This window comes from Pseudoalteromonas sp. A3 (assembly GCF_025942345.1).
Classification (GTDB): Bacteria; Pseudomonadota; Gammaproteobacteria; order Enterobacterales; family Alteromonadaceae; genus Pseudoalteromonas; species Pseudoalteromonas atlantica.
Genome location: NZ_JAPCKL010000001.1, coordinates 236,701 through 250,721, shown reverse-complemented (window position 1 = coordinate 250,721; position 14,021 = coordinate 236,701). Strand labels below are relative to the sequence as shown.

The window sequence follows — 14,021 nt, the reverse complement described above, 5'->3', positions numbered from 1 at the left end:
GCTCCTAGTAGGTACGTGCTTTAGGTGGGAACGCTTCACGCGTCTTAGGCGCGTAGTTTACGTCACGCTTACTCATTTCATCCGTTACCGGATTGAATACTGAGTGACATAACCAGTTTTCGTCATCACGATCTGGGTAGTCAAAGCGAGAGTGTGCACCACGGCTTTCAGTACGGAAGTTTGCAGCTACTGCAGTTGAGTAAGCTGTTTCCATTAAGTTGTCTAGTTCAAGACATTCGATACGCTGCGTGTTGAAGTCTGATGATTTATCATCGAGACGTGCATGCTGCAGACGTTCACGAATTTCTTTAAGCTCTTTAAGACCTGTCGCCATAGACTCACCTTCACGGAATACCGAGAAGTTAAGCTGCATACATTGTTGTAGGTCTTTTTTGATTTGAACTGGGTCTTCACCTTGGCCAGCCGTTGAATTTTCCCAACGGTTAAAGCGTGCAAGAGACGCGTCAATATCAGATGCTGTCGGTGCTTTAGTAATTTCAACTTCGTTTAGGTATTTACCTAAGAAGTTACCAGCAGCACGGCCAAATACAACTAAATCAAGTAATGAGTTACCACCTAGGCGGTTTGCACCATGTACAGATACACAGGCAATTTCACCTACTGCAAATAAGCCTTCTACTACTTTTTCGTTGCCGTTAGCATCGATTTGTAGCGCTTGACCATTTACGTTAGTTGGAACACCACCCATCATGTAGTGACAAGTTGGTATTACTGGAATTGGCTCTTTAGCAGGGTCAACGTGTGCGAAAGTTTTAGCAAGGTCACATACACCTGGTAGACGTAGGTTAAGCGTTTCTTCACCTAAGTGGTCAAGTTTAAGCTTAAGGTGTGGACCCCAAGGACCATCACAGCCACGGCCTTCACGGATTTCAGTCATCATTGAACGTGCTACAACGTCACGAGACGCTAAGTCTTTAGCGTTTGGTGCATAACGTTCCATGAAGCGTTCGCCATCTTTATTTAAAAGATAACCACCTTCACCACGACAACCTTCCGTTACAAGTGTACCAGCGCCTGCAATACCCGTTGGGTGGAATTGCCACATTTCCATATCTTGCATAGCAACGCCTGCACGGGCTGCCATACCAACACCATCACCCGTATTAATGTGAGCATTGGTTGTTGATGCGAAAATACGACCAGCACCGCCGGTTGCAAGTACAACAGCTTTTGATTTGAAGAAAGTGATTTCACCTGTTTCAATCTCAATTGCTGTACAGCCTACTACATCGCCATTGTCGTTTTTAACTAAATCTAGTGCATACCACTCAGAGAATACATTAGTTTGGTTTTTAACGTTTTGTTGGTATAGAAGGTGTAATAAAGCGTGACCAGTACGGTCAGCTGCTGCTGCAGTACGTGCAGCTTGTTCACCACCAAAGTTTTTCGATTGACCACCGAAAGGACGTTGGTAAACACGGCCATTTTCAAAACGAGAAAATGGTAAACCCATGTTTTCTAATTCAGTAATAGCTTCTGGGCCTGTTTGACACATGTATTCGATAGCGTCTTGGTCACCGATAAAATCGGAACCTTTAACGGTATCGTACATATGCCATTCCCAGTTGTCTTCGTGTGAATTACCTAGCGCTACTGTAATACCACCCTGTGCAGATACAGTGTGTGAGCGTGTTGGGAATACTTTAGATATTAATGCACACGTTTTGCCAGATTCGGTAATGGCAAGAGCGGCGCGCATACCAGCACCACCTGCACCAATTACTACGGCGTCAAATTCACGAACAGAATATTTCACTTAAACACCCCATAAAACGATTAGACCAATAGCTACGTAAGCAACGGCCATCAGGTTTAATACAAAGCCTAAAACAGCGCGTAGTTTAGCGTTTTTAACGTAATCCGTTAAAACTTGCCAAAGGCCAATGCGGGTATGAACCATCATGCATACAAGAGTAATAAGTGTAAAACCCTTCATTGCTAGATTAGAGAATAGGCCTGTCCAGGCTTCGAAAGTGACTTCTGGCGTTGCTAAAAAATAGCCGATAATAAAAATCGCGTATGCGGTGATTACTAGTGCCGTGGTACGTAAAGATACGAAATCTTGTACACCATCACGTTTAAGAGTTGCTTGATTTAAGACCATATCCACACCCCTGCCAGTACGGCAAATACAACGCCAAGTGCCATTGCAATTTTAGCGCTAAGGTTACCTGATTCAAGTTCTTCCCAGTGGCCCATATCCATAATGATGTGACGGATACCACCAATAAGGTGATAACCCAATACAGAAAGTGTGCCCCAAGCTATGAATTTGGCAATGAATCCGCTAAACAGACCCTTGACGAATTCAAAACCTTCAGCTGAAGAAAGAGACTCAGACCAAGCCCAAATGACAAACGTTAAAGCAAAAAATAATGCAACACCGGTGACGCGGTGAAAGATTGATGCTTTAGCCGTTGCCGGCATAGATATAGTTGTTAGATCTAGATTTACAGGTCTTTGCTTTTTCACAGTTACTTGCCCATCTTGCTCACATTGGAGCTCATCTACTTGTTTTTCTAAAACCCACCAAAATTTCTGGTGGAACTATCAAAGTAAACGTGTCAATACAGCAAAAGTTCACAAATCTGCAAAAATTACGCTGTAAAAATATGTTTACCTAAATACAAAGCGGTTTAAAACCTCCGATAGTATATATACCCAAAGGTTGTTTTACAATTCTTGTTTAGTTAGAGACGTTTGCGAATTAGCCGATAGTATAATATTTAATTAATACCGAATATTTATTATACATATATGCATAATGTTTATAAAAATTGACTTTAACCCCCTCTTTCACGTTAAAATGCGAAGATGTGCTTAAAACAAGATTTCAGAACTTTAAAAATCTAAAAATCAGAATAGATATCTTAATAGGAGATACATAGATGGCAGATAAAAAAGCCACAGTCCATATTGATGGACTAGATCCAATCGAACTTCCAATTTATCAAGGCACTGCTGGCCAAGATGTGATCGACGTACGTACGTTAGGTTCACACGGTCACTTTACTTATGACCCAGGTTTCATGTCGACTGGCTCTTGTGAATCTGCAATCACCTACATTGATGGTGGTAAAGGTGTATTACTTCACCGTGGTTACCCAATTGAGCAATTAGCTGAAGACTCTAACTACATCGAGCTTTGTTACTTACTATTAAACGGTGAGTTACCAACTAAAGAGCAATACGATGCATTTGCAAAAGAAATCACGCATAACACCATGCTTGATGAGAAAATTGCTAACTTTTTCCAAGGTTTCCGCTTCGATGCTCACCCAATGGCAATGCTATGTGGTGTAGTAGGCGCATTATCTTCTTTTTACCACGAAGATCTTGATATTACTGATGCAAGCCAACGTAAAATAAGCGCTATTAAACTTGTCGCTAAATTACCGACTATTGCAGCTATGGCGTACAAAACAAACATTGGTCAGCCGTTTGTTTACCCACGTAACGATTTAAGCTACGCAGAAAACTTCTTACACATGATGTTCTCTGTACCGGCTGAAGAATACAAAGTTAACCCTGTTACAGCTAAAGCAATGGATAAAATCTTCATGCTTCATGCTGATCATGAGCAAAACGCTTCAACGTCAACAGTACGTTTAGCAGGTTCTTCAGGCGCTAACCCATATGCATGTATTGCAGCGGGTATCGCATCTCTTTGGGGCCCTGCTCACGGCGGTGCTAACGAAGCATGTTTAAACATGTTAGAAGAGATTGGTTCTGTTGATCGTATTGATGAGTACGTAGCAAAAGCAAAAGATAAGTCTGATCCGTTCCGTCTTATGGGCTTTGGTCACCGTGTTTACAAAAACTTCGACCCACGCGCTACAGTAATGCGTCAAACGTGTCACGAAGTATTAGAAGAGCTTAACATTCAAGATCCGCTTCTTGATATTGCGATGAAGCTTGAACAAATTGCCCTTGAAGACCCATACTTTGTAGAGAAGAAACTTTACCCTAACGTTGATTTCTACTCAGGTATTATCTTAAAAGCGATTGGTATTCCAACAAGCATGTTCACTGTAATTTTTGCAATGGCACGTACTGTTGGTTGGATCACTCACTGGGATGAGATGCTATCTCAACCTGGTCATAAGATCAGCCGCCCTCGTCAAATGTATACTGGTTACACTCAACGTGACTTCGTATCAACTGACAAGCGCTAAGCTTAGTTAGTTAAAAAAGGCCGCTTTTGCGGCCTTTTTTGTGTGCTTTGCTTGTCAATTTTATGAAACCGATTACAATTCCTGCCTAAATTTATAGATGTTGAATAGCCATGCCTTCTCAAGAGTTTGATATAACAAAAATCCGCAACGACTTCCCTACGTTAAACCAAACCCTTAATGGCAACCCTTTAGTATATTTAGACTCTGGCGCAACGTCGCAAAAGCCACAAAGCGTTATTGATGGAACCACTCGTTTTTATAATTTAGGCAACGCAAACGTTCACAGAGGCCGGCACACCTTAAGCGAGCGCGCTACAGAACAATATGAAGAAGCAAGATTAAAAACAGCTGATTACTTTAACGTAAATGCTAAAGAAATCGTCTGGACAAAAGGCGCGACAGAAGCGCTAAATTTACTTGCTCATGGTCTACAAAGGCAAATTACTGGTGAAGATACGGTTTTAATTACACCCCTTGAGCACCACGCTAATATTGTACCTTGGCAGGTATTAACGCAAAATACCGGGGCTACGCTATCTGCACTCCCCCTTGAGCAAAATGCGACGTTTAATATAGCGCGCTGTATAGACATGATCACGCATACTAAAGCAAAGGTGCTGTGTATCAGCCAAGCGTCTAACGCATTAGGTAATATTACCAATTTAGGCCCATTAATAACTGCAGCGAAAGCAGTCGGCACGTTAGTTGTTGTTGATGGCGCACAAGGAGCCATGCATTTACGCCCTAATTTAAAGCAGCTTGGATGCGATTTTTATGTATTCTCAGCGCATAAAATGCTTGGCCCTACGGGTGTAGGAGGCTTATATGGTCGCTATGAATTACTTAATGCGCTTACCCCGTATCAAACGGGTGGTGAGATGATAGATACTGTAACGCTTAAAAAAAGCACCTACAGAGACGCTCCTGCTAAATTTGAGACCGGCACCCCAAATATAGCCGGCGTCATTGGCTTTAGTGCAGCAATTGATTATTTATCAGCCCTAAACATAGAACAGTTACAGCGCCATGAGCAGGCTATTTTTATTTATGCAGCCACACAGTTGAGTAAAATTGACGGAATTACTATTTATAGCGACCTGAACAATAATATTGGCACCCTTAGTTTTAATTATAAAAGTGAACACCCCTACGATTTGGCAACTTTGCTTGACGGATTTGGTATTGCAGTGCGCAGTGGACACCATTGTACGCAACCATTAATGCACCATTTAGGAGTAAAAGGCACTGTTCGAGCAAGCTTTGCATTTTATAATACCCATCAAGATGTTGATAATTTCATCAATGCCTTGAAAGAATCGATTGAATTATTAGACTAATTTAGGATAACTCATGACAAATACGTTTAAAAACGTAGTAAAACCTATACAGCAGGCGCAATCTTGGCAGCATAAATATCGCGAAATAATGCTTCTGGGCAAAACACTTCCCGCTTTAGCGGATGTACTTAAAACCGATGACGCGCTTGTGCCAGGGTGTGAGAGCAAAGTGTGGATGTTTATGGAGTTTGACGATAGCGAGAATCGTTTAGTGGTTATTGGCGATTCAGACACTCGCATTGTAAAAGGCTTATTAGCGATAATTTTAGCGCTTTATAATGGCTTAACACCTGAAGAAGTCGTGAATATTAATGCGTATGACGAATTTGAAAAATTAGGCTTAATTAAACACCTTAGTGCATCTCGAGGGAACGGAATTAAAGCAATGGTCGAAGCAATTCAAAGCATGGCAACTAACAAGCTCAATTAAACTATTGAGCTTGTTGTAAACGCTGTTTTTTATCTAAATATTTACGTACCGCTTTAGCCGCTACAAAAAAGCCAAAACTTCCGGTGATCATAGTTACCGAGCCAAACCCGTTATTACAATCCATATTCATTGTACCATCAGCATTTTGTTTAGCATGGCATACACTGCCATCACTGCCTGGGTAAACAAGTTGCTCAGTTGAGTACACACAATCAATATTAAATTTGCGTTTAGGGTTGTTACTAAAATTATATTGTTTGCGTAAAATATAACGCACTTTAGCAAGTAACGGATCTTGCGTGGTTTTAGCCACATCACCAAATGTTATTTGGCTAGGATCAGTTTGCCCACCCGCGCCGCCAGTAGTAATAATAGGCATTTTATTGCGCTTACAATGAGCAATAAGCGCTGCTTTTTCTTTAACTGCATCAATACAGTCAATGACGTAATCAAAACCTTGAATATGCTCACGAATATTTTCAAGAGTAATAAAGTCATCTATCACAGTTACTTTACACTCTGGGTTTATCAGTTCGCAGCGACTTTTCATTGCATCTACTTTGGCTTGGCCAATACTGCCGCTAAGTGCATGAATTTGCCTATTTACGTTCGTCGCGCAAATATCATCTAAGTCAATTAAAGTGATTTTACCCACGCCTGTACGTGCTAAAGCTTCGGCGGCCCAACTTCCTACACCGCCTATCCCCACTACACAAAAATGGGCTTGTTGTAGCCAGTCAAATTGTTGGTTACCGTATAGGCGTTTGATCCCGCCAAAACGAATATCTGTTACTTTTTCGCTCATTTACCAATCCAGTTGCCACGGCGATTGCCATGCTTGAAATTCTTGATGATTAATTAATTGCTGGTACTCATCACCCGTAGTAGGTAGCAAAGAGCAATTAATTTGCTCCCCATGCCATAAAAAACTTAACGCATAGGCATGAAGATACGCCCGCTCAGCTGCGCTGCCACTATAAAGTGTATCGCCTAAAATTGGCGCCCCTAAACTTTTTAATGCCACTCTAAGTTGGTGGGTTTTACCCGAATACGGCTTTAAAATATACGCCCTAAACCCCGGCTTATAACTAAAAGAATAAAAGCGGGTAATAGCCGGGTTTTGCAGGGTCGGTAAAAGCTTAAACATGCCCCTGCGAGACTTAGCCATATCACCTTTTATCCACCCTTGCTTTTTTTTAGGTTTAGCATTGCTTATCGCTAAATAAAACTTGTTTATTGCGTGCTCAGTAAAAAGAGACGTAAATTTAGCAGCGGCTTCTTTATTGCGACTAAGAATAATAAGGCCAGATGTCACTTTATCAAGGCGGTGAACAGCAAATAATTTTTCGCCAGTTTGCTGCTCAGCTAATACCACAAACCCTTTTTCACCTTCTGAGTGAAAATTAAGCCCCGCTGGTTTTTCAAATATATAAAAATCAGCGTGACTAAACACTATGGGTAATTCACTTTTAACCATTATTAGGCTTGCTTAGCTTTTAGGTAGGCAATTACTTTTTCTAAATCCTCGGCCGTATCAACCCCAGCATGTGGCGTTACTTTGGCCTGCTCAATTTTGATAGCGTAACCATGGTACAACACTCTAAGTTGCTCTAGCGACTCAAGTATTTCAAGTGGCGATACACTTAACTCAATATACTGCTTAATGAAGCCCGCGCGATAAGCATATATACCCACATGGCGCTGAAAAGGCGTTATATCTAACACACTGTCGTTATTTAACATTGCGCTTCTGTCAAACGGAATACTGGCACGTGAAAAGTACAACGCATTTTTATTAATATCACTAACAACCTTCACGGCATTAGGATTAAACACTTCGTCTTGCTCTTCAATGGCTACACTTAATGTTGCCATTGGCGCGCTTGAATTATTTAGTAAAGTGGCAACTTGCGATACGTTTTCGCTGGCAAGTAATGGCTCATCGCCTTGTACATTTACCACCAGGGTTTCTGCGTCTAGCTTAAGTAAGTCAACAACTTCTGCTAAACGTTCAGTACCCGATTGATGATCTTCTCGCGTCATCAGCACATCATTTGTAAACAATTTAACAGCATCAAAAACTTTTTGATGATCGGTTGCAATAACCACTTTACTTGCACCTGACAAACACGCTTTTTCATACACGTGTTGAATCATAGGTTTACCGCATATGTCAGCTAATGGTTTGCCAGGCAAACGGGTAGACGCGTAACGTGCAGGTATAACAACTACGAATTCCACTTATCAACCTCATCTTGAGATAGCTCACGCGCTTCATTTTCTAAAAGTACCGGTATATCGTCGCGTACTGGGTATGCAAGTTTAGCTGCAGTACTAATAAGTTCTGCATTTTCTTTATCAAAACGAAGCTTTCCTTTACACACAGGACAAGCAATTATTTCAAGTAATTTTGTATCAAAGGCCATTTAGGATCCCTTTTTGTTTTAATAATAAATCTAATTTATGTATTACAGCGTCAGTAGGTTTTGCATTTACGGGTAGGTAGTACCAAGTATCTTTTGCAAAGTCTCTACATTTTACTGCATCTTTTTCTGTCATTAATACGTTATCATCATTAAATTGAGTAAAATCAGCCATGCTATAAGCATAGTGATCTCGATAATGATGAGTCGAAAGCAGCTGAATATTTTGCCCCTTTAATGAATCTTCAAAACGTTGTGGGTTACCAATGGCACTTACCGCATGGCCTTTTTCAATGGTTTTATTAACAGGGGTATTGTTAGCAACGTGTTTAAGTGCACCAGTTTGCAAAACGTAGCTAAGGGATTCATCTCCCCCGTTTTCAATCACTAAATCAACGCTATTTAATCTGTTTGTGGTTTCTCGTAATGGCCCTGCAGGCATAACAAAGCCATTACCAAATCGCCTTTGGCTATCAACAATACAGCACTCTATATCGCGCGCCATTTTATAATGCTGCATACCATCATCTGAGATTATGACATCCACACAAAATTGCTGCTCTAATAATGTAATGTTGGCTTTTCTATCGGGTCCAACAACAAGCGGACATTTTAAGCGATTAAATAAAAGTATTGGCTCATCACCGGCTTGTGCACTTGTTACGCCGCGTTCTACCACCAGCGGGTAGCTGTTGGCTTTACCGCCGTAACCTCGGCTGATAATACCCACTTTTAGGCCTTGCTCTGACAAGTATTCGTAAAGCCATAACACAAATGGCGTTTTGCCATTTCCGCCTACACTTATATTGCCCACCACAATCACTTTAGATTTAGCTTTAAAAGGCGTGGCAAAGCCAACCTTAAAAAACCATTTCCTAATGCTTGAAATTAACCAAAAAAGCGCAGCTAATGGCAGTAAAAGTAGCGTTATAAAACTAAATGGTTTATACCAGCTTTGCTCTATTTTACTCACCCGTGCTCACCAAACTGCATTTTACATAGAGCTGAATAAGTACCATCTTTAGCTAGTAAACTCTGATGATCGCCACTTTCAATCACCCGACCACCATCAATAACGTATATTTTGTCGCTGTTCTCAATGGTTGAAAGACGATGGGCAATGACTATAGACGTTTTGTCTTGCATAAGGGTATCAAGAGCTTGCTGAATTAGTTTTTCAGACTCTGTGTCTAAGGCTGAAGTTGCTTCATCTAAAATTAAAATAGGTGCATCTTTTAATATAGCGCGAGCAATTGCTATACGTTGACGTTGACCACCAGAGAGCATCACCCCGTTTTCACCGACCATGGTATTGAGTTGCTCAGGTAGGTCTTTAACAAATTCCCACACGTGGGCTTGTTTAACCACCTCTTCTAGTTGCTGCTGTGTTATTTCGCGGCTTATGCCATAACAAATATTATTGGCAATTGTGTCGTTAAATAACACAACTTGCTGAGATACTAAGGCAAACTGGCGGCGTAAATCGGCCAGTTTATATTTCTCAAGCGCAACGCCATCCAATAAAATTTCACTTGGTGCTTCTAAATCATAATAACGCGGTAATAAATTAGAAATAGTCGATTTACCCGAGCCTGAACGCCCTACAAGCGCGATGCTTTCACCGGCTTTTATACTTATTGATAGGTTATTTAAAACAGCTTCATCTTTAGTTGGGTATTTAAAGGTAACGTTTTTAACCTCAATTTCGCCCTTCACTTTATCTACGGTGTAAGTCCCTTTGTCTTTTTCAATTTCTTCATCTAAAACTAAAAAAATACTTTGCGCTGCAGAAATACCGCGCTGCATATCACTGTTCACGTTTGCTAATTGTTTAAGCGGGCGTAAAAGCATCATCATAGAAGAGATGAGTACCATAAAATCGCCAGAGCTGATCGTATCTATCATTGAAGGCATAGATACAACCCACAAAATAACAGCCATTGCACTTGCTGCAAGCACTTGAATTACCGACACGCTTAACGCTTTAGTGGCATCCATTTTTATACGTTGCTGACGATTATGATTATTGATTTTTGAAAACTGGTCGATTTCTTGTTTTTGCCCACCAAAACCATGAATAACTTTGTGTCCACTTAGCATTTGCTCAGAGCTACGGGTGACCTGCCCCATTGCAGACTGTATATTTTTTGAAATATGGCGAAAGCGTTTAGACACAAACGTTACAATAATTGCCACTAATGGAATGATCACTAAAAAAATCAGCGAAAGCTGCCAGCTGGTATAAAACATAAGGGCAAGTAGAAAAACGACAAAAGCGCCTTCTCTTACAACAATTAACAGTGCTTTGGTGATCGCTTGCTGAACTTGTTCTGTATCAAAAGTAATTTTTGAAATTAAATCACCTGTTGAGTTTTTATCATGAAACGAAACAGGCAAATGTAATATGTGTTCAAATAACTGCTGGCGTAACGAACGAACTACTTGCGAGCCTACATAGCTTAGGCAATACGAAGACATAAAATTAAACAGACCACGCCCTATTACCAGCGCAATTACCACAAATGGGGCATAAGCTAGCACTTCGTTATTACGCTGGTTTAGGCCTTCATCAATAAAGGGTTTCATTAATTGAATAAATAAAGCATCCATACCCGAATAGCCGATCATTCCAATAATAGCGACGAAGGCAACGCTTTTATAATCACCAACGTAAGAAATCAACCGTTTATAAATTTGTGTAGTACTTTGACTCATATTACTCTCGTTATACAATTACAGCCCTTATTGTATCCTTCAAACCGTTAAAACTAAACGTCAATCTTCTATAAACCAATAACTTTCGTGTTTGCGCGCAGTTGTCACTTTAAAGCTATCTTGATAAATACTTACCGTAATTTGCCCATCAAGTGCCGTAACATATTGTTTAGCATTTATAGCTTTGTAGCGCGAAACCACTTTTTCACTGGGAAATTGCCACTGGCCTTGAAATGCTGTTGAGTGAATAACCGTATGCGGATTTACATGGTTGATAAATTCTATGCTTGAAGACGTATCGCTCCCATGATGAGGGCTTAAAATCACATCGGCTTGTAATGAGTGAGCTTTAATAAGGCTCAGCTCACGTGCTTTAGAAATATCACCCGTTAATAACATAGTAAGTTGCGGTGATTTGATTAAAAGCACACACGAATTATCGTTTTCGTTATTAAATGTGCTATCAGCAAAGCTGCTAATGCGTAATCCATTAAAGTTATAATCTAAAGACATACACTGTGTGGTTGTGCCGTGTGGGTGAAAACGCTTAAAGCTTTCACCATACCCTGCATTAATAAAATGTGCTGCGCCTCCTGCATGGTCGTTGTCTTGATGGCTTATTATTGCATCACTGACGGTTAAGTTATGTGTTTTTAAATAGGGAATTAACACACTGTATGTACGGCTAAAACGGTTAAAATAACTCGGGCCAAAATCGTAAACCAGCGCTTGATTGTCTTTTTCGAGTAACGTCATTAATCCGTGCCCAACATCAAACACATGCAATTGCCAAAGAGGTTTTGGTAAATACAGATAATCTATTAATGTAACGCATAGAGGAATGAGTGCTAAACGTTTAAAGGGACTAAACCAAGCGATTAGTATGCATAGATAAGCTGCAACTAAGTACAATGTACGCGGTTTAGCTATATCTAACCATCTGTAATGCCAAGGGATTGCATCCATATACTTAAACAATGTTATAAGTACACTATCGAATAATAAAATGACGGGCGTTATATCTACCACAGCACTTATTATCGTAAATAGCAGCAAAAGTGGCATGATTGCCACGCTTAATAATGGAATTGCCAATAAATTAATAACCAACCCAGCAATACTTACCCCACTAAAATAAATAAGGGTAATAGGCAAAAGCCCAATAAATAAAGCAAGCTGAATAATACACAGCGCTATAAACACGCTAAGCCAACTATATTTAGTTTTAGGAAGGTGCTTTATAACAAGGAAAATAATTGCAACCGCAATAAAAGAAAAATATAACCCTGGGTTTAAAACATTAAAAGGATTGATGAGTAATACAGCGACTAAAGCATATAAAATGCTTCGCCAGCGCAGTGGCTGTTTGGCAATAAAGTAAAGACCTAATACGCAACTTAACATAATAAATGCGCGAGTCGCTGAGAGTAAAAATTCACTTAAATACACATAGATAAATGCCGCTAACCACCCGATAAAACAATAAACAATAGTTAAATTAATAGACTGCAATACTTTAATTTTAAGGATGTATGCTGTGTACTTACTCAGTAAATAAAAACAGCTGAATATAAGCCCTATGTGCAACCCTGAAATAGCTAATAAATGGCTGAGCCCTAAACTTTGCATTGTTTGTTTATTTTCAAACGACATCAGTGATTTATCACCACTAAGCAATGCATAATAAAGCCAATTAAGCGTTGTTTTTTGATAAGTGTGTTTTAAAAACGACCTGTATTTATAAATTATTGAAGGTGAAGCCGCGCTAGTAATGCGCAATTGTTTATTAAGTACTTTGCCTTTAAATAGTATGCGTTGTTTAAAGGCATGCACATTATTATCAAACACACCGATATTTTTAATTGTTCTGAATTTTTTCAGCGCTATTGTTGCCTCAAAAGTATCGCCCTGCTTAATAAGCTGTGCAGAATCGACACTTAACATGGCTTTAGGTGCTTTAAATTTGTGTATTTCATCCCCATTTAACTTTAATAACGTTGCTTTTATATACTGTGGTTGCTTTGCAGAGATAACGTCATCAACAAGAATTGTGGCAGGGTAAGCATAGTTATTTTCATCATTTGGCAATGTATAGCTATAAAACAGGTAAAAGTGCACAACAATGCAGCAAATAGCTAAAATAAACCCTAACAAAACATTCAAAAACGGCTTAAAATAGGCGCTCGCAATAAGGACAGATATTGTGATGACTGTAAATTCATGGGTTTGATAATAAAATACGGTTGAAATACAACCTATTACAAATCCAAGACTAATCCACACTGAAGTAAATGGTTGCTTGAAATGCCTAAGAAAACGATCCAACGATTTTTACCTGATCCTAATAAAATTAGGCATCATAAAACACTTAGAATATTCGGCCGCCTATTACAAGACGCCAACCTATGGCATTTAAACAGACGCTCGGCAAGGGGCGCATTTGCGGTTGGTTTATTTTTTGCGTTCATCCCTGTTCCTTTTCAAATGGTTTTAGCCGCTGCGGCAGCTATTGTATTTAGAGTTAACTTACCTATTTCTGTGGCATTGGTGTGGCTTACCAACCCATTGACTATGCCGCCAATATTTTACGGCTCATACCTTGTAGGTACGCTTGTTTTAAATCAACCAGAGCAGCATTTTGCATTTGAAGCCAGTTGGGCATGGTTCTTAGAAAGCCTTTCTACCATCGGACCTGCATTTTTAATTGGCTCACTGGTATGCGCTTCTGTTGCCGCAATTATTGCTTATTTAGGTATTGATATTATTTGGCGACGCTCTGTGCGCAAAGCCTGGTTAGCGCGAAATACTAATACGTAATAAAGCCAACTATTAAAGTGCTCAAATAGAATGACTTAATGAAGCAAATTGAGATAACTAATTAACGCCAAGCACTTTATTATAGACGAAAAAAAACCAACTT

General features: G+C 39.9%; 14 protein-coding genes. 4 read left to right on the top strand and 10 right to left on the bottom strand.

Annotation, left to right across the window (positions count from 1 at the left end; genetic code table 11):
• Positions 1–4 precede the first annotated feature (4 nt).
• The 3 genes from sdhA to sdhC are packed head-to-tail and all read right to left on the bottom strand — an operon-like array spanning position 5 to position 2,493.
• Positions 5–1,777 (bottom strand): succinate dehydrogenase flavoprotein subunit, encoded by a 1,773-nt coding sequence (gene sdhA / locus OIZ54_RS01130; RefSeq protein WP_004586683.1) that lies wholly within the window; start codon positions 1,775–1,777, stop codon positions 5–7.
• Positions 1,778–2,125 carry a succinate dehydrogenase, hydrophobic membrane anchor protein gene (gene sdhD, locus OIZ54_RS01125; protein WP_004586684.1) on the bottom strand — a complete coding sequence of 116 codons (348 nt, stop codon included), beginning with the start codon at positions 2,123–2,125 and terminating at the stop codon, positions 1,778–1,780. It abuts the gene before it with no gap.
• The gene (sdhC, locus tag OIZ54_RS01120) at positions 2,116–2,493 is read right to left on the bottom strand and encodes a succinate dehydrogenase, cytochrome b556 subunit (RefSeq protein ID WP_084554498.1); all 378 of its coding nucleotides are present in this window, start codon (positions 2,491–2,493) and stop codon (positions 2,116–2,118) included. The genes sdhD and sdhC overlap by 10 nt, the downstream gene beginning before the upstream one ends.
• Before the next feature lie 416 nt (positions 2,494–2,909).
• On the opposite strand from sdhC, the gene OIZ54_RS01115 reads away from it, so the two are divergent.
• From OIZ54_RS01115 to OIZ54_RS01105, 3 genes are all read left to right on the top strand, one after another.
• Positions 2,910–4,196 (top strand): citrate synthase, encoded by a 1,287-nt coding sequence (locus OIZ54_RS01115; RefSeq protein WP_264389450.1) that lies wholly within the window; start codon positions 2,910–2,912, stop codon positions 4,194–4,196.
• Between the two features lie 110 nt (positions 4,197–4,306).
• Positions 4,307–5,533 (top strand): aminotransferase class V-fold PLP-dependent enzyme, encoded by a 1,227-nt coding sequence (locus OIZ54_RS01110; protein ID WP_264389448.1) that lies wholly within the window; start codon positions 4,307–4,309, stop codon positions 5,531–5,533.
• Between the two features lie 13 nt (positions 5,534–5,546).
• The gene (locus OIZ54_RS01105; protein ID WP_138576504.1) at positions 5,547–5,963 is read left to right on the top strand and encodes a SufE family protein; all 417 of its coding nucleotides are present in this window, start codon (positions 5,547–5,549) and stop codon (positions 5,961–5,963) included.
• Position 5,964: 1 nt separating this feature from the next.
• Here OIZ54_RS01105 and tcdA read toward each other — a convergent pair whose 3' ends face one another.
• Genes tcdA through OIZ54_RS01070 form a run of 7 tightly spaced genes read right to left on the bottom strand, consistent with a single transcriptional unit; the run spans position 5,965 to position 13,426 of the window.
• On the bottom strand, positions 5,965–6,768 hold the full coding sequence (tcdA, locus tag OIZ54_RS01100) for a tRNA cyclic N6-threonylcarbamoyladenosine(37) synthase TcdA (RefSeq protein ID WP_004586689.1): 804 nt from the start codon (positions 6,766–6,768) through the stop codon (positions 5,965–5,967).
• Entirely contained in the window at positions 6,769–7,440 is a 672-nt protein-coding gene (locus OIZ54_RS01095) for a TIGR01621 family pseudouridine synthase (RefSeq protein WP_004586690.1), read from the bottom strand.
• A gap of 2 nt (positions 7,441–7,442) precedes the next feature.
• Positions 7,443–8,204 (bottom strand): 3-deoxy-manno-octulosonate cytidylyltransferase, encoded by a 762-nt coding sequence (gene kdsB / locus OIZ54_RS01090; protein WP_004586691.1) that lies wholly within the window; start codon positions 8,202–8,204, stop codon positions 7,443–7,445.
• Positions 8,192–8,389 carry a Trm112 family protein gene (locus tag OIZ54_RS01085; protein ID WP_004586692.1) on the bottom strand — a complete coding sequence of 66 codons (198 nt, stop codon included), beginning with the start codon at positions 8,387–8,389 and terminating at the stop codon, positions 8,192–8,194. The genes kdsB and OIZ54_RS01085 overlap by 13 nt, the downstream gene beginning before the upstream one ends.
• The gene (lpxK, locus tag OIZ54_RS01080; protein WP_264389445.1) at positions 8,379–9,359 is read right to left on the bottom strand and encodes a tetraacyldisaccharide 4'-kinase; all 981 of its coding nucleotides are present in this window, start codon (positions 9,357–9,359) and stop codon (positions 8,379–8,381) included. The genes OIZ54_RS01085 and lpxK overlap by 11 nt, the downstream gene beginning before the upstream one ends.
• Positions 9,356–11,101, bottom strand: coding sequence for a lipid A export permease/ATP-binding protein MsbA (gene msbA / locus OIZ54_RS01075; protein ID WP_264389443.1), 1,746 nt, complete (start codon positions 11,099–11,101; stop codon positions 9,356–9,358). The genes lpxK and msbA overlap by 4 nt, the downstream gene beginning before the upstream one ends.
• Before the next feature lie 60 nt (positions 11,102–11,161).
• Complete coding sequence (locus OIZ54_RS01070) at positions 11,162–13,426, bottom strand: DNA internalization-related competence protein ComEC/Rec2 (protein WP_264389442.1); 2,265 nt, start codon at positions 13,424–13,426, stop codon at positions 11,162–11,164.
• Here OIZ54_RS01070 and OIZ54_RS01065 point away from each other — a divergent pair.
• Positions 13,406–13,918 (top strand): DUF2062 domain-containing protein, encoded by a 513-nt coding sequence (locus OIZ54_RS01065; protein ID WP_024033538.1) that lies wholly within the window; start codon positions 13,406–13,408, stop codon positions 13,916–13,918. The genes OIZ54_RS01070 and OIZ54_RS01065 overlap by 21 nt on opposite strands.
• Positions 13,919–14,021: the final 103 nt, after the last annotated feature.

Bases quoted from the DNA above. Each gene is read 5' to 3' on its own strand.
- tcdA (WP_004586689.1), bottom strand. From the start codon at position 6,768: ATGAGCGAAAAAGTAACAGATATTCGTTTTGGCGGGATCAAACGCCTA.
- OIZ54_RS01095 (WP_004586690.1), bottom strand. From the start codon at position 7,440: ATGGTTAAAAGTGAATTACCCATAGTGTTTAGTCACGCTGATTTTTAT.
- msbA (WP_264389443.1), bottom strand. From the start codon at position 11,101: ATGAGTCAAAGTACTACACAAATTTATAAACGGTTGATTTCTTACGTT.
- OIZ54_RS01110 (WP_264389448.1), top strand. From the start codon at position 4,307: ATGCCTTCTCAAGAGTTTGATATAACAAAAATCCGCAACGACTTCCCT.
- OIZ54_RS01115 (WP_264389450.1), top strand. From the start codon at position 2,910: ATGGCAGATAAAAAAGCCACAGTCCATATTGATGGACTAGATCCAATC.
- OIZ54_RS01085 (WP_004586692.1), bottom strand. From the start codon at position 8,389: ATGGCCTTTGATACAAAATTACTTGAAATAATTGCTTGTCCTGTGTGT.
- OIZ54_RS01105 (WP_138576504.1), top strand. From the start codon at position 5,547: ATGACAAATACGTTTAAAAACGTAGTAAAACCTATACAGCAGGCGCAA.
- sdhD (WP_004586684.1), bottom strand. From the start codon at position 2,125: ATGGTCTTAAATCAAGCAACTCTTAAACGTGATGGTGTACAAGATTTC.
- OIZ54_RS01065 (WP_024033538.1), top strand. From the start codon at position 13,406: ATGCCTAAGAAAACGATCCAACGATTTTTACCTGATCCTAATAAAATT.